The organism is Acinetobacter sp. WA-87 (assembly GCF_039938935.1).
GTDB classification, from domain to species: domain Bacteria; phylum Pseudomonadota; class Gammaproteobacteria; order Pseudomonadales; family Moraxellaceae; genus Acinetobacter; species Acinetobacter seifertii.
Genome location: NZ_JBDUVF010000003.1, coordinates 115835 through 136249 on the forward strand (window position 1 = coordinate 115835; position 20415 = coordinate 136249).

At 39.8% G+C, this 20415-nt stretch carries 21 protein-coding genes; 9 read left to right on the plus strand and 12 right to left on the minus strand.

Annotated elements, in window-relative coordinates:
- Positions 1 to 56 precede the first annotated feature (56 nt).
- Positions 57 to 1400, minus strand: a complete 1344-nt coding sequence (locus tag ABFY81_RS10675) for a hypothetical protein (RefSeq protein ID WP_004704875.1) — start codon at positions 1398 to 1400, stop codon at positions 57 to 59.
- Between the two features lie 211 nt (positions 1401 to 1611).
- On the opposite strand from ABFY81_RS10675, the gene ABFY81_RS10680 reads away from it, so the two are divergent.
- Positions 1612 to 2193, plus strand: a complete 582-nt coding sequence (locus ABFY81_RS10680; RefSeq protein WP_019458548.1) for a YqiA/YcfP family alpha/beta fold hydrolase — start codon at positions 1612 to 1614, stop codon at positions 2191 to 2193.
- Positions 2194 to 2207: 14 nt separating this feature from the next.
- On the plus strand, positions 2208 to 4091 hold the full coding sequence (parE, locus tag ABFY81_RS10685) for a DNA topoisomerase IV subunit B (RefSeq protein ID WP_004704878.1): 1884 nt from the start codon (positions 2208 to 2210) through the stop codon (positions 4089 to 4091).
- Positions 4092 to 4207: 116 nt separating this feature from the next.
- On the opposite strand, the gene ABFY81_RS10690 is transcribed toward parE, so the two are convergent.
- Positions 4208 to 4711 carry an ureidoglycolate lyase gene (locus tag ABFY81_RS10690; protein ID WP_347913754.1) on the minus strand — a complete coding sequence of 168 codons (504 nt, stop codon included), beginning with the start codon at positions 4709 to 4711 and terminating at the stop codon, positions 4208 to 4210.
- Positions 4708 to 5718: an allantoicase gene (alc, locus tag ABFY81_RS10695; RefSeq protein WP_347913880.1), complete on the minus strand. Its 1011-nt coding sequence runs from the start codon at positions 5716 to 5718 to the stop codon at positions 4708 to 4710. The genes ABFY81_RS10690 and alc overlap by 4 nt, the downstream gene beginning before the upstream one ends.
- Positions 5719 to 5917: 199 nt before the next feature.
- Here alc and hpxO point away from each other — a divergent pair, with 199 nt between their 5' ends.
- On the plus strand, positions 5918 to 7075 hold the full coding sequence (gene hpxO, locus ABFY81_RS10700; RefSeq protein ID WP_004704883.1) for an FAD-dependent urate hydroxylase HpxO: 1158 nt from the start codon (positions 5918 to 5920) through the stop codon (positions 7073 to 7075).
- A 54-nt stretch (positions 7076 to 7129) separates the two neighbouring features.
- On the opposite strand, the gene ABFY81_RS10705 is transcribed toward hpxO, so the two are convergent.
- The 5 genes from ABFY81_RS10705 to puuE all read right to left on the minus strand — a co-directional run bounded on the left by ABFY81_RS10705 (position 7130) and on the right by puuE (position 11256).
- Complete coding sequence (locus tag ABFY81_RS10705; protein WP_039251953.1) at positions 7130 to 7855, minus strand: outer membrane protein OmpK; 726 nt, start codon at positions 7853 to 7855, stop codon at positions 7130 to 7132.
- A 121-nt stretch (positions 7856 to 7976) separates the two neighbouring features.
- A complete protein-coding gene (locus tag ABFY81_RS10710; protein ID WP_347913756.1) occupies positions 7977 to 9344 on the minus strand; it encodes a nucleobase:cation symporter-2 family protein in 1368 nt (455 codons plus the stop codon).
- 23 nt (positions 9345 to 9367) lie between these two features.
- Positions 9368 to 9691 (minus strand): hydroxyisourate hydrolase, encoded by a 324-nt coding sequence (gene uraH, locus ABFY81_RS10715; RefSeq protein ID WP_004704888.1) that lies wholly within the window; start codon positions 9689 to 9691, stop codon positions 9368 to 9370.
- Positions 9688 to 10191 (minus strand): 2-oxo-4-hydroxy-4-carboxy-5-ureidoimidazoline decarboxylase, encoded by a 504-nt coding sequence (uraD, locus tag ABFY81_RS10720; protein WP_347913881.1) that lies wholly within the window; start codon positions 10189 to 10191, stop codon positions 9688 to 9690. The genes uraH and uraD overlap by 4 nt, the downstream gene beginning before the upstream one ends.
- 99 nt (positions 10192 to 10290) lie before the next feature.
- Entirely contained in the window at positions 10291 to 11256 is a 966-nt protein-coding gene (gene puuE / locus ABFY81_RS10725; RefSeq protein WP_191104685.1) for an allantoinase PuuE, read from the minus strand.
- Positions 11257 to 11508: 252 nt separating this feature from the next.
- Here puuE and ABFY81_RS10730 point away from each other — a divergent pair, with 252 nt between their 5' ends.
- The 4 genes from ABFY81_RS10730 to dsbD all read left to right on the plus strand — a co-directional run bounded on the left by ABFY81_RS10730 (position 11509) and on the right by dsbD (position 15173).
- Positions 11509 to 11859: an HPF/RaiA family ribosome-associated protein gene (locus tag ABFY81_RS10730; protein WP_004704894.1), complete on the plus strand. Its 351-nt coding sequence runs from the start codon at positions 11509 to 11511 to the stop codon at positions 11857 to 11859.
- Between the two features lie 158 nt (positions 11860 to 12017).
- Positions 12018 to 12563 (plus strand): ankyrin repeat domain-containing protein, encoded by a 546-nt coding sequence (locus tag ABFY81_RS10735; protein WP_004704896.1) that lies wholly within the window; start codon positions 12018 to 12020, stop codon positions 12561 to 12563.
- A gap of 12 nt (positions 12564 to 12575) precedes the next feature.
- The gene (locus ABFY81_RS10740) at positions 12576 to 13343 is read left to right on the plus strand and encodes a transporter (protein ID WP_004704898.1); all 768 of its coding nucleotides are present in this window, start codon (positions 12576 to 12578) and stop codon (positions 13341 to 13343) included.
- 18 nt (positions 13344 to 13361) lie between these two features.
- Positions 13362 to 15173 carry a protein-disulfide reductase DsbD gene (gene dsbD / locus ABFY81_RS10745; protein ID WP_347913757.1) on the plus strand — a complete coding sequence of 604 codons (1812 nt, stop codon included), beginning with the start codon at positions 13362 to 13364 and terminating at the stop codon, positions 15171 to 15173.
- Here the strand turns inward: dsbD and ABFY81_RS10750 are convergent, their stop codons facing one another.
- Together ABFY81_RS10750 and ABFY81_RS10755 are read right to left on the minus strand one after the other, a co-directional pair.
- The gene (locus ABFY81_RS10750; protein ID WP_347913758.1) at positions 15174 to 16367 is read right to left on the minus strand and encodes a diguanylate cyclase; all 1194 of its coding nucleotides are present in this window, start codon (positions 16365 to 16367) and stop codon (positions 15174 to 15176) included.
- 176 nt (positions 16368 to 16543) lie between these two features.
- Positions 16544 to 17455 carry an alpha/beta hydrolase gene (locus ABFY81_RS10755; protein ID WP_068935299.1) on the minus strand — a complete coding sequence of 304 codons (912 nt, stop codon included), beginning with the start codon at positions 17453 to 17455 and terminating at the stop codon, positions 16544 to 16546.
- A 149-nt stretch (positions 17456 to 17604) separates the two neighbouring features.
- Between ABFY81_RS10755 and ABFY81_RS10760 the strand changes: the two genes are divergently transcribed.
- Positions 17605 to 18042 carry a DUF2147 domain-containing protein gene (locus tag ABFY81_RS10760; protein ID WP_004704906.1) on the plus strand — a complete coding sequence of 146 codons (438 nt, stop codon included), beginning with the start codon at positions 17605 to 17607 and terminating at the stop codon, positions 18040 to 18042.
- 39 nt (positions 18043 to 18081) lie between these two features.
- On the opposite strand, the gene ABFY81_RS10765 is transcribed toward ABFY81_RS10760, so the two are convergent.
- Both ABFY81_RS10765 and ABFY81_RS10770 read right to left on the minus strand, forming a co-directional pair.
- Complete coding sequence (locus ABFY81_RS10765; RefSeq protein ID WP_100193409.1) at positions 18082 to 18432, minus strand: arsenate reductase; 351 nt, start codon at positions 18430 to 18432, stop codon at positions 18082 to 18084.
- Positions 18433 to 18888: 456 nt separating this feature from the next.
- Positions 18889 to 19713 (minus strand): exodeoxyribonuclease III, encoded by an 825-nt coding sequence (locus ABFY81_RS10770; protein ID WP_049066069.1) that lies wholly within the window; start codon positions 19711 to 19713, stop codon positions 18889 to 18891.
- A gap of 38 nt (positions 19714 to 19751) precedes the next feature.
- Here ABFY81_RS10770 and pyrE point away from each other — a divergent pair, with 38 nt between their 5' ends.
- Positions 19752 to 20402: an orotate phosphoribosyltransferase gene (pyrE, locus tag ABFY81_RS10775; RefSeq protein WP_005130591.1), complete on the plus strand. Its 651-nt coding sequence runs from the start codon at positions 19752 to 19754 to the stop codon at positions 20400 to 20402.
- Positions 20403 to 20415 lie beyond the last annotated feature (13 nt).

Genomic DNA, 20415 nt, shown 5'->3' on the forward strand with positions numbered 1-20415 from the left:
ACAAATTAGTGATAGATTATTTTAAATAGTTTTTATATTCATAAATTGGGTTCTATTTACGTCTCTACAATTCCTTCCAAATCTTCGAGCGTATAGTTCGGCATATCAATAATATGGGTTTGAATACCGTCTTGCACATAATCATTCACATGAGGATATAACCAGCGAGTAATCTGCTCAGCAACACTCGAATGATACTGAATTTCAAAGTGATTTAGGCCATAAAACACCGCTTTGTGTGAGTCTGGAACTTTAAGTTGAAAACGTGGATTTGGGTGTTCGCCCAGTGCGCTTTTCACACTCACTAAGTAATCGCCAATCACGGTAAGCGCTTTATTACGCACCTTTTCAAACTCGAGTGTTCCAGCCACTAAAAAGGTATTGATATGCGAAGGTAGAGGAGCTGGAGCACGGTTGTCATCCATCATGCCAATACGGGCATCCATATATTCCCAGTCATCGTCACGAACACTACCGTGGCGTAGGTCTAAAATGCCATTACTACGAATATTAACCAACTGACCAAGTAATCCGACAAATGGGAACGCCCCGAGTTTATCTTGTATAGCAAAGCCAAAGCGCTCAAGTACTGCACCATGGTGTGGGGAACCAATACAGACAAGGTTCTCGACCATATGAATCCATTGGTACATATTTTGTTTACCGTAAAACAGTGCGCTACGGGAAACCAGTCCACCCATACTATGACCAATGATATCAATACTGGTAATTCTTGGATTACGTTGTACCAAATCTTCTAATAAGTTAGAGAAACTACGGCCATTGGCTGAAATGCGCCGACCTGTGTTGTAGTTTAAATACAGCATGGTGTTGTGATCACGCTGCGCGAGCAGACGCTCACCAATGCCACCATAGTGCGCATTTGACCAAGTCAGATGGTTCATACATAGACCATGAGCCAAAATCACGATACGGCCTGCAAGTTCGCCTTGCTGGATTGCACCGTAGTGGTCGTATAGCACCATGGGTAAGGCAAGGGGACTATGTTGTTTAAGTAAATAGTCTCCAAAAATACCATTTAAAATACCCACCAAAAAATGTTGGCTCGGGGTGAGTGGTTTTTCATGAAGTGTGGGATATTTTTCAATTATGTGACGTAAACTTGGCGCTAAAAAGTGGCTACCATATTTTTGTAAAGCGCCATAAGAAAATTGATATAACTTTTGCACAAATGGTCGTTTTTGAAAGTTTTTTGCATTTTGGGCGCTAATACCAAAAGCATTTTTTAATACTTCAATATTAATGACTTGTATTAATTCATGTACACCATTTAAGCTGGTGCTGAACAGTTGAGCTAAACCTTCTAGTACGTCGGCCTGACTCGGTGGCGTACGATCCCATTTACAATAAGTTTCATGTAACGGTGTTAAGCTCGGCATATCTTTTCCCCATTTACGTTATAACCGACGTTTTAAGCTGTACTTTTTATCAACGGCAGCTAACGTTTCCATCTTAGTAGTTTAAATAACACATGTTTTTAAAATACTGATGAATGGTAAGTTGAATCGTTTTTCTTGTCTGACAATAGTGTTTTTATATACAAACTGAGAACAAAAATGTGAGTTTATTCTCAATTTAAGAGGGAAATATATGAATATTATCTACCTCCATGGCTTTAATAGCAGTTCTTCCTCGATTAAAGGGCTGAGCCTTAAGCAGTATTGTAGCGAATTGGGCATCAATGTGCATTTGCCAGATTTAAATAGATCTCCAGATCAGGTCGTAGCTCAAGTTTCAGAGCTAATCGAGTCTTTACAAGATGTGGCGTTAGTCGGCAGTAGCCTCGGCGGGTTTTTTGCGACATATTTTGTCGCGAAATATAATATTCCGGCTGTACTGATTAACCCTGCTATGCAACCATGGAAGTTGTTTGATAAGTTATTTCAAGTTGAAAGCATGCCTTATAAGGTGAATGATCAATGGTCAATTGATCATGTTCAGTTACGACAGTTAGAACAACTGGAACTGAAACAACCTGAAAATGCCGACAAAATACTCGTCTTGCTGCAACAAGGCGACGAAATTTTGGATTATCGTCAAGCACAACGCTATTATAGTGCTGCAACACCATCCTCATTGATTTTGACGGATGCTCATGGCAATCATGCCATGGAAGATTTTGAAGAAAAATTACCCTTAGTGATCGAATTCTTTGCGCACACCATCAAATAAGGAAAACGTACAACGTGACACAATATACGGCTCAATCGCTTGAAGTCCTTTCTGGTTTAGACCCTGTTCGTCGTCGTCCGGGAATGTATACCGATACGACTCGACCTAACCATTTAGCCCAAGAAGTTATTGATAATGCTGTCGATGAAGCATTAGCTGGTCATGCCGACAAAATTTGTGTCACGGTTTATAAAGATGGCTCATTGTCTGTTGAAGATAATGGCCGTGGTATGCCAGTCGATATTCACCCTGAATATGGCCAAAGTGGTATCGAAATCATTTTAACCAAGCTCCACGCAGGGGGTAAATTCAGTACCGATAACTACCAGTTTTCAGGTGGTTTGCATGGTGTGGGGATTTCGGTTGTAAACGCTTTATCTACACGTGTTGAGGTGGAGGTTCAGCGTCAGGGTAATTTATACCAGATGGCTTTTGAGCAAGGTGAACCTGTTGCGCCTTTAGCAGTGCTAGAAGGCAAAGCACCAAAACGTGCGACTGGTACAACGGTACATTTCTGGCCTGAAGCTAAATATTTTGATAGTCCAAAATTTGCGTTAAAAGCACTCAAACATAATTTAAAAGCGAAAGCTGTATTAGCAGCTGGTTTAAAAATTATTTATATCGATCAAATTAATGATGAAAAAATCGAATGGCAGTTTGAAAATGGCCTCGTCGATTATTTGATGGATGAATTACAAGACCGCGAAATTTTGCCAAACCCTGCATTTGTAAGTAGTGGACAAGCAGACCGCGCAGCCTGTGAGTTTGCGATTTGCTGGAATGTAGAAGGCGGTGAGCAGGTTCAAGAAAGTTACGTCAACTTGATTCCAACTGCACAAGGCGGTACGCATGTGAACGGTTTACGTTCAGGCGTGACCGAGGCGTTACGTGAGTTCTGTGAATTGCGTAACTTGTTACCGCGTAATCTTAAACTTTCGGCAGAAGATGTTTGGGATGGCGTGAACTATATCTTGTCGCTCAAGTTCCAAGAACCACAATTTTCTGGTCAAACCAAAGAGCGTCTTTCAAGTCGTGAAGCATCAAATATTGTTTTAAATATTGCTAAAGATGCATTTGCGCTCTGGCTCAACCAACATGCTGAAATTGCTATGCAACTGGCGGAAATGGCGATTTCTAAAGCAGGTCGTCGTTTAAAAGCAGCCAAGAAAGTTGAGCGTAAAAAAATTGTTTCAGGCCCAGCTTTACCGGGTAAATTGGCAGACTGTGTTGGTCAAACGCGTGAAGAAAGTGAGTTATTCATTGTCGAGGGTGACTCTGCGGGCGGGAGTGCCAAGCAAGCGCGTGATAAAAACTTTCAGGCCATCATGCCAATTCGTGGAAAAATCTTAAACACATGGGAAGTCTCTTCAGATGAAGTACTCGCTTCTCAAGAAGTTCACGACATTGCGATTGCGATTGGTGTAGATCCGGGTAGTGATGATTTGTCAGAACTACGCTATGGCAAAATCTGTATTTTGGCCGATGCCGACTCGGACGGTTTACATATTGCGACTTTGCTTTGTGCCTTATTCGTTAAGCACTTTCCTGCATTGGTGGAAGAAGGTCATTTATTTGTAGCAATGCCACCACTGTTCCGTATCGATATTGGTAAAGATGTCCATTACGCACTCGATGATGATGAACTTGAAACCATTTTGAAAAATGTCAAAGGCAATAAAAATCCTCAAATTACTCGATTCAAGGGACTAGGTGAAATGAACGCGATTCAGCTTCGCGAAACAACCATGGACCCTAACACTCGTCGTTTAGTACAGCTTGATCTCGATGATGCACATTTAACAGCTGGTTTACTCGATAAATTGCTTGCGAAAAAACGTTCCGCAGATCGTAAGCAGTGGCTTGAGCAGAAGGGTAACTTAGCCGATATCACTGTTTAAAATAGAATTAAAAAATCCCCGCTCAATTGGCGGGGATTTTTATTTTAGTTACAGATAATTTGGTGTATTTATATAATCAATTTAAAACAGACAAGTCTGTATAAATTGCTCTTTATTTAAAACCTGATTTCTATAGATTTTGGAAACTGAAAAACATCACAATTTGCTCCACTTCCGATGCGATCTACTACTGCAAAATCACTTGGTGACTCAAAAGTAAGCAAAGGGTGATGCCATGTGCCTGCCCGATAATTAATACTTTGCTTTCCATTTGAAACGAAAGCACAGAGCTTGGAAATATCGGGAGTGTTTTCATCTAAAGCGGGCGCCACAATAATTAAAAACTTTTGTTGCTGTAATGGAATAAATGCCTGAGAGCCTTTCGGATGACGCTCTAGCATTGAAATTTCCAGAGGTAATACACTGGTCTTAATATTACGGAAAATACTAATGCCTGCCTTTGCTTCGCCCTCAATTTCGGTTTCAACGAGCGCATGGTAGCGCTCGGTGTGGGCATCATTAATATGAAAAAAATCATGCCCGTCGCAACAAATGACTTCTCCGAAGGGCTGAAAGTTTTCAATAGTTAAGGGCTGAATTTGAACAGTATTCATGATCATGATTTAGCAATTTTCCCCCATAAACGAACACGGCTAATACCACCGTCTGGAATCATGTTAATGCGAATATGAGAGATCTTTTCATGCTGTAAAATCTCACTCACATATTCATGAATATGATCCATTTGCATTGGTTGAGCTTCAAGTAAATAAGACCAGAACATACTCTGTGGAATTAACTGTGCATCGGTTGCATTTTCAAGGTAAACCGCTTGTATAGATACTTGTGCAGGGAAGTTCCCTTTAAAATGAGCGGTATCAATTTCAAGCTTTTCAATTTTTCCGCTTTTACCCAACGCAAGAATACACCAGTCATAACCCGGTGCGCGGCGGCGTTTGGTTTCCCAACCATCGCCCATGTTGATACCACGACCAGGGTTAATCAAATTACGTGGGTGTCCAAAGTGCGCATCGCTATAAGCAACTACGCGACCACCATTTTCAAGTGCTAATAAATCAAGCGTTTGCTCACTATCACTCACCTGAATATGAACATCTCCATAAACACGCAAACGAGCAACACCGCCATCTGGGAAAATATTGAGGCGAATATGGGTAAAAAGTGCATCATTATTGACCATAAAAATATGATGCTGACTTGGCCCCAGCTCAGTATTTTCTAGAACATTCTCCCATTTTGCCCCTGTTAGGTCTCCATTTGGTGCATAACACGCTTCTAATGAGGCAGATGCTGGATAGTTTCCTGTAAAAAAGCTGGTGTCGATATCAAGTGCGGTGATTTTTCCACTCACTCCTAGCTTCACAATACACCAGTCATATCCCGCGTGACGCTTACGACGCGTTTCCCAACCGTCCATCCATTTACCGTTGTCATCAAATTTATCTTCAACAAAAATAGGTGCTTCAAATTGCAGCATACGCTTTGCTTCTGCAAAGAAATCATCCGAACACTCAATGACTTGTGCACCAATTCGGACATCTGCCAAATTGGTTTTGGTATTCAAAATTTCAGGAAGTTCAAAAGCTGGGGCGTGTAGAGTTGCCATAATGCGGTATCCGTATTTCTTGTTAAAAACATGATTTTTCATTTAAAACTATCAACATACAGAGCACGTTGAGAAGAGTTTTATACTTAAATATATAAGCATGGGGCATGCCAGTTTTGTGGAAAAGCTAAATAAATTTTGAACGATGGCATGTTTTTAGCATAAGCACCCTATAGGTGAATATCTATAGGAGAGTGTTATGAATGTGGTGATTATTGGTGCGGGAATGGGAGGTCTAACCACAGGCATTGCATTAAAAAAATTTGGTCACCAAGTTCGTATTTTTGAGCAAACTGAAAAGATTCTTCCAGTCGGCGCTGCTATTTCGTTGTGGTCAAATGGTGTGAAATGTCTGAACTATCTCGGATTAACTGACAAAATCGCCAAACTTGGCGGACAAATGGACGACTTGGCCTATGTTGATGGTTTAACTGGAGATGTGATGACACAATTCAGTTTACTGCCATTAATTGAAGAAGTAGGACAGCGCCCATATCCGGTTGCACGTGCCGATTTACAAAATATGCTGATGGATGAGTTTGGTCGAGACCAGATTTATCTAGGCAAAAAAATGGTCAGCCTTGAAGATAAGACCGATTATGTCGAAGTACATTTTGCAGATGGTAGTTCAACGCAAGCTGACTTACTGATTGGGGCGGATGGTACTCATTCAATGACTCGTGCCTATGTTTTGGGTCAGCAAGTACAGCGCCGTTATGCTGGTTATGTAAACTGGAATGGTTTAGTTGAGATCTCTGAAGATTTAGCACCAGCTCAGCAATGGACGACCTATGTAGGAGAAGGTAAGCGAGCTTCTTTAATGCCCGTCGCAGACGGTAAGTTCTATTTCTTTTTAGATGTGCCTTTGCCAGCAGGCTTAGAAAATAATCGGGATGAATATAAAAAACTTTTAAAACAATATTTTGCTGATTGGTGTCAGCCTGTACAGCAACTCATTGAACGCTTAGACCCACAAAAGACCAATCGGGTAGAAATCCATGATATCGAACCGTTTGCCCAATTTTATAAGGGTCGCGTGGTGATTTTAGGCGATGCTGCACACAGCACCACACCTGATATTGGACAAGGTGGCTGCCAAGCCATGGAAGATGCGATTTATTTAGCGCGTTCTTTGCAAATAAATACTTTGGGTTTAGAGGACGCTTTACGTCGTTATCAAAACAAGCGTAATGAACGGGCCAATGAGTTGGTTCTTCGTGCCCGTAAACGTTGTGATGTGACCCATATGAAAGATGAAACTGTGACCCAAGCTTGGTATGCAGAATTACGCCGTGAACAAGGCGGACATATTATGCAGGGGATTATTAGTAATATTGTGGGTAATCCACTCGACTAAAACAAAAACAGCAAGGATTTTTTCCTTGCTGTTTTAAGCTTCTAAATAAAAATTTTAGAAGTGGTATTTAACCAAAGCACTCACGTTATTTTCATCTCGGCCTTGTAGACCAAATTTATTATTCCATACAGAGTGTTCAATACCGAGGTATAGACGTGTGTCAGGAGAAATGTGTTTACCTACATTCCATTTCCACTGAGTTGTCCAGTTTAACTCGCTAGCATGGTCACCTTCAGCAGTTGACCAATCTAGGAAGCCATCAACCAAGAATTCTTCAGATGCAATGTTAAATGGAATACCATAAACGAAAGTCATTTGATAATCGTCGTCAGTTTTCTCATTATTTGCACGGTAGAAGTTTAAATTCGCATATTTAAAATATGGAATATCTAAATCAACAGCAAAACCATATAAGAAATTATCAAAGTTATTGCCGTTTTCGCTGTTACTTTCCCAAGTGGTACTAATGAGTACATCTTTAATTGGGCCATAAGCTAGTTTTTTGCCAGACACTTCGCCCAAGCTTAAACGTGGTGATAACTCAAAATATGTACTTTTATGATCGTCTTCACCGCGCATACGGTCCATGAAGAAAAACACATCAGCATATTTAACTTTTGCAGCATATTCCAAAGTAATCGTGGTTTCTTTGTCGTCTACAACTTCATAGTTTTCACCATAAAGTCCAGTCACGCTAAAATCTTGCCAAATTGGTTTTGCCTGAACCATGGCAGTTGCAGATAACAAGGCACAAGTCGCCGCAAGTTGCTTTAATTGCATTTAAATGATCTCCCCCCAAATAAAGCACGCTAAGGATACAGGGTCTTAAGCAAAAATGAAGCCAAATTTGATCAACGGTTAAAAAAAGGCCCACCGAAGTGGGGCGCTAAAAACTAATCTATTAATGTGTATTCCTAGTGTTTATGGTTTGGCTCAAATGAGGGGTCGGTGAGCTTCGAAATGAAGGCAAATGATTAAATAATAAATTCAATAAGATAGCAAAGATACAAGTCGAACTAATACCCGAATGAAACAAAGTTTGTACCCAAACTGGAAAATGTGCATAAAACTCATGGTTAATAATGGGGATCATTCCTGCCGATAAAGCAGTCGCGACAATGATTAAATTTTTCTGATCGTTATAATTTATTTTTGCTAAAGTGCGAATTCCGCTCGCTGCAACTGACCCAAATAAGACCAGACCTGCACCACCAAGTACAGGCATAGGAATTGCTGCAATTAGACGTCCCATAACAGGCAATAGCCCCAAAATAATCAGAATGACACCACCTGCCGCCACGACAAAACGACTTTTGATGCCTGTAATCGCAACCAACCCAACATTTTGGGCAAAAGCGCTTTGCATGAACGAACCAAAGATAGGTGCAATAGCACTTGAGAACATATCTGCACGAACACCATTGGCGATACGTTTAGAGTCGACATCGGTTCCTACAATGTCTCCGACAGCAATAATATCGGCTGTAGTTTCCGTCATAATCACCAAGGTGACAATGAGCATTGATAAAATGGCACTCAGTTCAAAGGTAGGTAAACCAAATGCAAAGAAATGTGGAAATTGCAGCCATGCACCTGAGCTGACCTGACTAAAGTCACCGAAACCCATAAAGTAAGCCAGTATGGTACCAGCCACGATCGCTAATAATATAGATAAGCGACGAATGCCAGCTTGTGGCAGCATATTTAAAATAATCACAATGCCTAAGGTGAGTAAGGCCAAAGAAATATTTTCTACGCTTCCCCAGTTGGGTGCTTTATCGTTGCCACCCATCATCCAGCGAATCGCAACGGGTAACAGAGATAGCCCAATAATCGTGATGACGCATCCAGTCACAACAGGGGGGAAAAAACGAATGATTTTTGAAAAGTAAGGTGCAAGGCAAAGTCCAACTAGAGAGGCTACAATGACCGCCCCATAAACCGCAGGCAGGCCACCGCCCGTGGTAATAATAGCGACCATGGTTGCCACGCCAGCAAAAGACACCCCCTGAACTAAAGGTAGTTTTGCGCCTAGATATTTGGTTCCTATGGTTTGTATGAGTGTTGCCAATCCACCTACAAATAGGGCTGCTGCAATGAGCATTCCGACTTGTGCCGAGCTTAAACCTGCAGCAGTTCCAATAATAAGCGGCGGAGCCACAATGCCACCATACATGGTCAGCACATGCTGTAAACCGTAAGCAAAACTTTTCGAGATTCCTAAATATTCATGCTCTGGAGAAATCGCATTCTTTTGTCGATCATTCATATTTTTCTCCTATTTTAATTCAGTTAGCTACCACGATAAGTAGAGTAAGCAAACGGGCTAATGAGTAGTGGAATGTGATAGTGCTGCTTGATGTCTTCTATAAAAAATTGAATGCAAACACGCGGGAAAAAAGTTTTGACTTGCTTCGCCGAAAAATAAGGCGCGATTTCAAATTCAAGTTGATATGGCCCTTCAGTTAAATCTTTGATACCAAAATCACTTACTCGACCATCTTTATTGGTGGTTGCGGTTGCAATCAGTTCATGGGTTGCTGCATGAAATAACTTCACTTCGACTTCTGCAGCGGGTTTACCTAAATTTGTATCTAAAATATGAGTGCTGATCATGCTTGTATTTCCTGAGATAGACGTAATAGAGCAATTGCTGCGAGTTGCTCATGTACAATGACTTTTTCTATAGCTAAGTTGTTTTGAAGACGTTGATTAAGTTTTTTTAAAATCTCATCGCTACTAAGGCCTGCGGCTTTAATTAAAAAGATGAAGCCAAACTTCTGTTCATAGTCGATATTGCCTTGTAGCAGAGCTTGTTGTGTTTGCTCATCTAAGGAAATGCTAGCTTGCTCTTGAGCTGAAAAATTTTGTTCTTTTGCATTCAGCTGTTTTTTTGCTTGCCGTTCACCAATTTTTGGATGAGTTGCTAAAGCATTTTCAATCTCTTCCCATGACCATGTGTGGCTCAATTGTTCCGCATATCCTAAAAGAACAGACTTTGATGAGTAGGGACGTTCTGAGATGATTTTTTCGGCCCAGGCTGGAATATGGACGCAGTTATTTAACAGAGTCTTGAGTTGATCGGGTGGGGCTTGGTTAAACTCGGCTAAAAACACTGTCATTCCTAAACTCAATATAGTGATATAGAGTTTTAGCAATAACAGTGCCAAAAGTGGTTAATATTTCGCTAATGAATTTGCAAAATGAATAATCAACTATCGAGTTATGTGATTTTTATACCAATACTCTGCTATATCCTGACGGCGACAGACCCAGACACGATCGTGCATTTCAATATAGTCGAGAAACCTTTGTAATGCTTTAAAACGACCCGGATGCCCCAAAATACGGCAATGCATTCCAATCGACATCATTTTTGGTGCAGTTTCACCTTCTGCATACAACACATCAAAACTATCTTTTAAATATTGAAAAAACTGCTCTGAGCTATTAAATCCACCCGGTGAACAGAACTTCATGTCGTTACATTCGAGGGTATAAGGAATAATTAAATGCGGACGGGATGAACCTGCCTCATTGGTAAGGGTCGTCCAAAAGGGTAGATCATCGCCATAATAATCTGAGTCGTATTGTATTTGCGGAAACTCTGCGAGTAACTGACGGGTATTAGGACTATCGCGTCCAGTGTACCAGCCTATAGTTTTATTTTTAAACAAGTTTTCTAAAACAGATAAAGCTTGTTTCATATGCTGTTTTTCGACTTCAATGTCAGTGTCTTGATAGTGAAGCCATCGGTAGCCATGAGAAACCACATCATAATCAGCTTCTTTAATCGCTTCGACGATATAAGGGTTGCGCGCCAACGCCATGGCAACGCCAAAAATGGTCATTGGGAGCTTGCGCCGTTGGAACTCACTATGAATGCGCCAAAAACCAGCACGTGAACCATATTCGTACATAGAGTCCATCGACATATGCTTGGCTGGATAGCTTGCAGCACCAATAATCTCTGATAAAAACTGTTCCGAACCCTCATCGCCATGCTCGATATGCTTTTCGCCACCTTCTTCATAATTCAGGACAAATTGCACTGCAACCTTAGCATTGTTGGGCCATTTCACCTCTGGAGGCTGTCCGTGATAACCGATTAAATCACGTGAATAAGGAGACTTCTGAATCTGCTCAATGAGTTCTGCTCCATATAGATAAGATTCGGTCACAATTGCTCTCCTTTTGTTCAATTTTTCATAAAAATTTAAAAAATCAGCTTGCATATTTTTATAGATGGACTGATATTGAAGATATGAAGATCTTCAAAATAAATTAAAAGCAGTACGTTTAAGTCAGGAGATAACAAACCATTACACCATCAAAATGTACAATTGAAGTCAGTTCATGCATGCTTAAAACATGCCAACATAAAAAAGTTTTGCATAGAAAAGATCCACAGTAAGAAAGAGAGGATGGTATTTATGAATATTGAAATCCGCACAGATAAAAACATCCATAATAGTGAACGTTTAATTACTTATGTACGTGCAGAACTTACTCAAGAATTCCAACGTCATAGCGAACGTATTACGCATTTTTCGGTTCATTTTAGTGATGAAAATGGGGACAAAGGTGGTGACAAAGATATCCACTGTATGATTGAAGCCCGTCCTGCTGGTTTAAAACCAGTTGCAGTGCACCATAAAGCAGGAAATATTGATGCTTCAATTCATGGCGCGATTGAAAAACTAAAACGCAGCCTTGAACATACGTTTGAGAAAAAGGAACACCCGAGAGGTGGTCAACCTGAATTCATTGATGATGAAGCTTAAAAATAGCTAAAAAGCCCTTCGGGGCTTTTTTTATGGAATATTAAAAATAAGAATAAAAACTCTTCACAACTTTTGGTTTGCAATGCAATAGCATTGACCTCTAAAATCTTTATCAGAGATTAGGCATAATAGTCCTAATATATTTTTGAGAGATGGTCATGTTAACCACCCAGCAGCAGGCTTTAATTCAAGCCATAGAAGAATTAGAACTTACGCAAGTACAAAAATTACTTGCTGAGGGGCTTGATCCGAATTTCATTGATCCGGAACAAGGGCCACCCGTGTCAATTATCTGTGATGGAATTTTTAAATGGTGGGAAGACGTTTCAGAAGCTTATGAAGCGGGTACTCCTTTATCAAAACAAGAAAAGCAAGATGCATTACAAGTTTATCTCGATATCCTTGATGCCTTAATCCAAGCTAAAGCAAATGTTCATCTTTGGGATGCAGAAGAATTTTATGGCCCACTATGGGATGCGGCAAGTTCGGCATGCGCACCAGCGGTTCAACGTTTACTTGATGAAAAAGTTGACCCAAATACACGTGATGAAGAAGGACTTACCATTTTATCTTCAATCAGCCAGTTGTTCTTTGATTGTGATTTTGATGAAATAGATTGGTCAGAAGCGCTTCAAGAAGAGCGTGAAACATTAGAATTGTTGCGCCATCATGGGGCAAAAATGTCAAAAGAACTAACTACTTGATTGGATAATAGAATGAGAACATTTCAAATTTTAACTTTTGCTCTGACCACTGTTGCCGCAGGAAGTACTTTTGCTGCTGAGTTCTCGTTTGACCGTCCTGGTTCAGGCTTTGGAACAGGCATCACTCCAGTAGGGCAGTTAGCTTGGGAACAAGGCTTACCAAGTGCAACTTATACAGAATCAAATGTTGATGGTGTGAGAGAAAAGACCGTAACCGTCAATGAAGATATGTTATTCCGTACAGGTTTGGCTAAGGACCTAGAATTACAATTAGGTTGGCAAGGTCCGGCTTGGACTCAAACTAAACGCGCAGGTAAAAAAACAGATACCTCTGGTTTAGGTGATGTAAGCATCGGCTTAAAAAAAGCGATTGATTTAAATGATGAAAATTTAACAATGGCTGTATTGGCTCAAGCGCTTATTGCAACAGGTAATGATGAATTTACTGCACATGACGATATTTATAGTTTAAGTTCGGCAGTGGCTTATCAATATAATGATTTGATCAATACAGCAATTACCATGCGTTACGAAGTGCAAAACAGCAACTGGGCTGTGACTGCTATTCCAACCATCAACTATAAAATTGCCGGCAAACTTTCTGGTTATTCTGAGTTTGTATATCGTAAAGCTGAAAGCGAAGACTATCAATATAGCCTAGGCACAGGTTTAGTTTATGCAGTCAATAAGCGTACTCAGCTTGATGCAAGTGTTGGAGTAGATCTAGATGGTCAATATAAAGGCTACCGCGGTGGCTTGGGTATGGCATTCTTATTCTGATAAAACTAACTTGAATAGATGTTAATGAAAAAGCTTTTTTCTCAGGGAATTATTTATTTTCTAGCTGCGGCTACGTTGGTATTTAGTCAGTTTGTTTTTGCAGAAGATAAGCTACTTGCACCAGAACAGGCTTTTTCATTTTCGGTTGAGTCGCCACAATCGCATACTGCGAAATTATCGTGGCAGATTCAGCCGAACTATTATTTGTATCAGCATAAATTTACCGTACAACAGGGTACTCAACCTTTAACTTTGAATTTGCCTAAGGCAGTTTCTCAATATGATGAGAACTATGGGCAAAGTCAGGTTTATTATCATCAAATCAATTTCCAGATTAAAACCAAGCCTTCAGAGCACTACACTGTAACTTGGCAGGGCTGTGCCAAAGACCGTATTTGTTATCCACCCCAAACCATCGAGTTTCAAACCGATGCAGACGGATTGGTTGGTGTGCAAAACCAAGCAGGGGCAGCACCGAAACGCTTATTAGATTTGGCAAATACACAAGCATCGTCTCAAGAAACTCTAACTAATCAAACAAGTTCAGAAACTAAAGCAGATGCGACTACTCCACAAATTGCAGAAGACCAGATTTGGTCCGCGAAATTAATTGAACACTCGCTTTGGTATGGTGTTTTATTATTTTTAGGCTTAGGCATGTTGCTCGCATTTACACCATGCTCTTTACCCATGCTGCCGATTTTAACTTCATTAATTATTCGAGAGCATAAAGGTTTAAAGGCTTGGACTATTGCACTTACTTTTGTATGTAGTATGGCATTGGTTTATGCAGGTCTAGGTTTAATTGCTTCTTCAGCAGGGCTAAATTTCCAACGTTGGTTGCAACAGCCCGCCACGCTTATCGCGTTTAGTTTGTTATTTGTGGTTTTTGCCCTAAATCTGTTTGGGTTATTTGAGATTCGTTTACCGCAAACTTGGTTAAATCGACTTGACCGCATTCAGTCCATGCAACAAGGTGGTACTTTGTTTGGTGCAGGAGTCATGGGTGTAGTTTCTGCGCTCTTGGTTGGTCCATGTATGACCGCACCTTTGGCTGGAACTTTACTATTTATTTCTCAAACCCAAAACCAATGGCAAGGTGCTTTGCTTTTATTTTGTTTAGGTTTTGGAATGGGGATTCCTTTACTCATCGCTAGTGTTTTAGGTGCAAGATTTTTACCTAAAGCTGGCGACTGGATGCATCAGATTAAAGTAATTTTTGCTTTTCTGATGTTGGGTCTAAGTCTTTATTTTATTCGCCCTTTATTGCCAGATTGGGGCATGCAAGTGCTTAGTTTATTGCTAGGCCTCACTTTTATTGCTTACGCGCTTTATCAGTTCTTTTGGAAAAAAGGGCAGTTACAGTGGCTCTATGCGCTTCTGCTTTTATTGGTTACTCCGTTTGTTGCCTATAACCAGTATCAGCATATTCAAAATCGCAGTTTGCAAAGTTCCGAGCACATGGCTGAATGGCACATTGCGACAACAGCAGCAGACTTTCAGAAAATTTTAGCGGCAGCGCCTGCTGATCGGGCTATTGTCGTTGATGTCTATGCAGACTGGTGTGTGGCTTGTCAGCCTATTGAGCATCGTATTTTAAAAGCACCAGAAGTTCAGTCAGCTCTTGCACCTTACTACCTCATTAAGCTTGATTTGAGTCATTATGACCATTCACATGAGGCTCTACTCAAGCAGTGGAGTATTTTAGGGCCACCAACTTATCTGTTTTTAAATGAGCATCAACAAGAAATACGTTCTTTACGTTTAACTGGTGCATTTAGTCAGCAAGAGCTTTTGCAACAGCTTGCAAGCTTATCGAAAGCTAAATAGTTAAATTGATTCTATATGTGGTATTTGTTGAAAAGTGCGCACTTGATTGCGCCCTGAAGCCTTTACCGCATAAAGTGCTTCATCGGCCTGTCGAATGACGAGGTAGGGATCGTTTGCAAAAGCGGAACTACTAATTCCAAAACTTGCACTTACATGAATCTGAATATTTTGATTGTTGAAAATAGAAAGCTCTTCTAAGGCAATTCGGCAACGCTCTGCAATTTTTTCCGCTTGAGTAATATCGGTATGAGGGAGTAATAAAATAAATTCTTCTCCACCAAATCGACCAATAATGTCTTCATTACGCAAGTTTTCAGACAAGCATTGAGCAATTTTAATTAAGACTTGATCACCCTGATGATGCCCATAGACATCATTAATTTTTTTAAAATGGTCTATGTCGAGAAGGACTAAAGCATAATCGAATTTTTGTTCATGCAGTGTTTCAAGATGGGTATTTAAACTGCGTCTATTTAATACATTAGTTAATGGGTCAATTTGGCTTAAGCGCTGAATATAAGTTTCTCGTTGTCGCCACTGGGTCAGTAATATTTCAAATAAAATAAGGCAGGCCACTAAAATCGGCATAATAAAAAATAGCATGCTCCCTAACCAAAATGGATTGGTTTGGGCATGTCGAATTATGGTGAAGTTAAATAAAGGAGCGTAGGGAATAACGCCATTCATACTTAAATAAGTACATACTGCTAAAATAATTGTTGCTGGTATAAAGGCGCTATAAACAATTTTTCTTTCAAATAAAACCAGACCTACACCAATGGTGCCTACATATCCAACCATTGTGGCAGGGCTGATACTACCAATTAAGTATCCATCATGACACAGCATAAGCATGAAGACTTGTACACTAACAAAAGGAACAATTTTTTGAGCCCTTTCTTGGTCTTTGTAGCGATAACAAGGAATAATCAGCAAAGCTAATAAAAATAAGGTCAATAAATTCAGCCAGAGTTGTGACTCTACGAGTGGTAAATTTGCCCATTGCCAAACGCTAGGCGTTATTAAGATATAGCCTTTCCATAAAATCCAACTGAAATTCATTGCACATGCAAGTGTAAGCATCAGTGCGCTTTTTTCTAATGGCGTCCAATTAATAATATGGTTGTTATGGATGAATTCGAGAACCACCTGTTTTATTTTATTTATAGAATAAGTGATGAAACGAATTTTCATAATAATAGATGAACTCCTAAATAGAGATGTTTCCTCTTCAGATCATCCTAAAATGGGAGAGTTGGAATGATTCATAACCTAAACATATCATGATTCAATTATTAAACCTTAAGATTAGGGTTTTTATAAAAAATGAAGTGAAAAGTATTTAAAACTTGTCACTTCATTTATTTCAATTAAGTTTTGTCGAGTTCATGTGCAAACTCGGCAATATCTGCCATCGCTTGTTTTGCTTCTTCAAACCAAGCATTAAACATTTGGAAGTTATGCCACATGCCTGTGTAAAGTTTAAAATGTACTTTGACACCTGCTTCTTCAGCTTTTTCTCTAAAGCGTTTCGCGTCGTCTAATAAAATTTCTTTAGAACCCACCTGTACTAAAGTCGGTGGCAAACCTGCTAAGTTATCGAAAATAGGTGAAACACGCGGGTCATCTGCTCCAATATGATTGCCAATATAATGTTGAATACCGATTTGCAGGGCTTCAAAAGAAAGTAGGGCATCATGTTTTTGGTTAAATCTTAAAGATTCACTGGTTAGGGTTAAATCTAAAAAGGGAGACAATAAAATCAAACCACTTGGCATCAGTTCAGGTTGTTCTTTTAAGCGTAAGCAAAGTGCTAAAGCTAAATTGGCCCCGCATGAGTCACCAGATAAAATAATATCTTTGGGCTGAATACCTTGAACTAATAACGCTTGATATACATCATATAATGCCTCAATCGCTTCAGGGTATGGGTGCTCAGGAGCAAGAGGATAGTCCACGTGAATAATTTGCATTTGAGTACGGGCCGCTAAATCCGTCATGAATGCATGATGGGTTTTTACACTGCCCAGAAAAAAAGCGCCGCCGTGAATATGAAAAATAAGCTGCGTCGCTGAATCCTGAGCTTTAATCTCTTCACCCTTTACACCAGCAAGTCGAATCGGACGAACAGTTACGTTTTTTTGTTTTGGAAATGCTCGGCAAAGTTGTTCAAGCATCGGACGCAGGGCGGTTGGAGGTAAATTCAACTGACTTGGTTTACGAATCGCTGTTTTTAGAAATGTTTCAGTTAAATAATATTTTAAAACGTTTGGTATATTCATATAGTATCCGCTTATGTTAATAACTTGTTTCCCTATAAATTTTATTTTTCAAGGTTACAAGGTTACACGAAACAGTCACATTCAAAAATTGCAATATCGTTGCGAGTTTTGAATACTGAAGTCTTGAAAGACCCAAGGATATTACAAAAATGAAAAAGATTGCTTTAGCTTTAGGACTTGTTGGTATGGCTGCATTTGCAAATGCGGCTGATCCACTCAATGGAACGGTATGGAAAACGATTGATGACCAAACCAATAAGCCCAAAGCCGTAGTAAAGTTTACGGAACAGAAGGATGGAACCTTAACTGCAACCATTCAAAACATTTTGACACCAGGTGAAGAAAACTCCTGTACAAAATGTGAAGGGCCGTATAAAAACAAACCGCTTAAAGGTGTGACCATTGTACATAATCTAAAAAATGTAGGTGGCACCAGTTATGAAAACGGTACAATTTTAGACCCTAAATCTGGCAAAACTTATAAATTAAAAGGTGAGTTGGCCGAGGGCGGTAAAAAGCTTAAATTGCGCGGTTATATTGGTGTGTCAGCATTAGGCCGTAACCAAACATGGATTCGTGCGAACTAAATCTGTGAATGAAAAAAACGAGCCAAATGGCTCGTTTTTTTATGCACTTAGATTTTGATAGGCAGTTTCATCAAAACCGACCAGAAAACCTTTAGACGTCTGTAGAACTGGTCGTTTAATTAAGCTTGGTTGAGCAATTAAAGCTTCAATAAGATGATCTTCACTGCTTAATGCACGCGTTTGTTCTTCTTCAGATAGTTTTCTCCACGTGGTGCCTTTTTTATTGAGAACAGTATCTTGTCCTATTTCTTTTAACCAAATTTTGAGGGTGTCGGCATCGATTCCTTGTTTTTTATAATCGTGAAATTCGTAGCTCAAACCTTTTGCTTGTAAGGCATCAAATGCTTTTTTCATTGAATTACAGTTTTTAATACCATAAATTTTTAACATTTTATCGGACCATGTCAAAAAGAAAGAACACACAGCCTAACCCAAAATGCTTTTAAGGACTACTTTATACAGATAGTTTTAAAACAAATGAAAAATAATGATTAAAACAATAAACAATGTCATGTTACTGTCATAAGACGAGGTAATAATGAGCCCAACAAGAAGAATCTAGAAAACTAAAAGAACTTAGCGCAAAAAATAAGAGATAGAAAAGAGAAAACCCGCATTTAATCATCCTGATCATGCGGGTCTCATTTCAACGTCCATTGTCACATCCTTGCAAATAAACTTATCATAAGTTTATTTTATCTTCCTACGGCGTCCTATCCTTTCGCGTCATCCTGACTGCTTCCCTGTGCCGTGGGGCTATAATGCCGTTAAACGTGTGTAAGAAAAATACTCAAAAACGACATGTGCTGTAAGCAAAAACGACAATGTAAGTGAACATGTGTTCACTTATTCTTGAATTTTATAGTCAATAATAACTGGGGCATGGTCACTAAACCATTGATCTTTATAGACCCATGCGTTTGTTGTACGTGTTTTCCAGTCTGGTGAACAAGCTTGATAGTCAATACGCCAACCTACATTTTTCGCACGCGCTTGACCGCGATTTGACCACCATGAATACAATTCGGCTTCTGTTCTTACCACACGGAAGGTGTCTACATAGCCAAGTTCATCATAAATATGGTCAAGCCATGCACGTTCATGTGGTAAACAGCCAGACGACTTCTGGTTACCCGACCAGTTTTTAATATCAATTCGTTTATGAACGATATTGTAATCGCCACAAATAATGATGGACTTATTTTCATCACGCCATTGTTTTAAGATTTTTGCGTATTCACCCAAAAATAAATCTTTACGTGCTTGAGCTTCTTCACCACTTGAGCCTGAAGGTAAGTATAATGATGCAATATGTACGGGATGTGACAAACCTAAATCGAATTCGGCAGAAATGAAGCGGCCTTGACTATCGGCCAATTCAAACCCTAAACCATCTTTAATAGAAACGAAGGGTAAGCGGCTATAAATTGCAGTACCTGCATAGCCTGCACGCTCTGCTGGAAACAGATGGGTATGCCATCCTTCGGGTCTAAATTTTTCAGTCCATTGTTCATGGGTAATGCGGCTTTCCTGCATGCATACGACATCGGCATCGGATTGTTCTAACCATTCAAGTAAGCCTTTCGTTACTGAAGAACGTAAGCCATTTACGTTAATGGAAACGACTCGAAGAATTTTTACATCACTTGGATACTGATCCTTTGGTATCATGCGAAAATTTAACCTCAATTGTGAATTTGGAGCACCTCATGACAACGCCTGTGTCATTTAACCCGCAAGCATTTATCGAACTCGCATTATCACGCGGTGTGCTTAAATTTGGTGAGTTTACTTTAAAATCTGGACGTGTGAGTCCTTATTTTTTTAATGCAGGCCTACTCAACGATGGTGAAGCTTTATCTCTTTTAGCACAAGGCTATGCCGATAAATTAACACAATGTGAAAATGTTGATGTGATTTTTGGACCAGCATACAAGGGTATCCCATTTGTAGCAGCGACTGCTGTTGCTTTGTCGCAAACACATAATAAGAGTGTGCCATGGGGCTTTAACCGTAAAGAAGCGAAAGATCATGGTGAAGGCGGTGTTTTAGTTGGTGCTGCGGTTGAAGGTAAAAAAGTCTGGATTATTGATGACGTAATTACCGCAGGTACAGCGATTCGTGAAGTTGTAACGATTTTGAAAAACGCTGGCGCAACTATTGCGGGTGTTTTAGTTGCGTTAGATCGTCAAGAACGTGGTCAAGGTGAGCTTTCTGCAATTCAAGAAGTTCAAAAAGAATTAGAAATTCCTGTGCATGCACTGATTACCATGAAAGATTTAATGGATTACTTAGAAGCAAAAGGCGAAAAAGAAGCGCTAGCAAATATGCAAGCTTATCGTGAGAAATATGGGATTTAATTTTCCATAATAT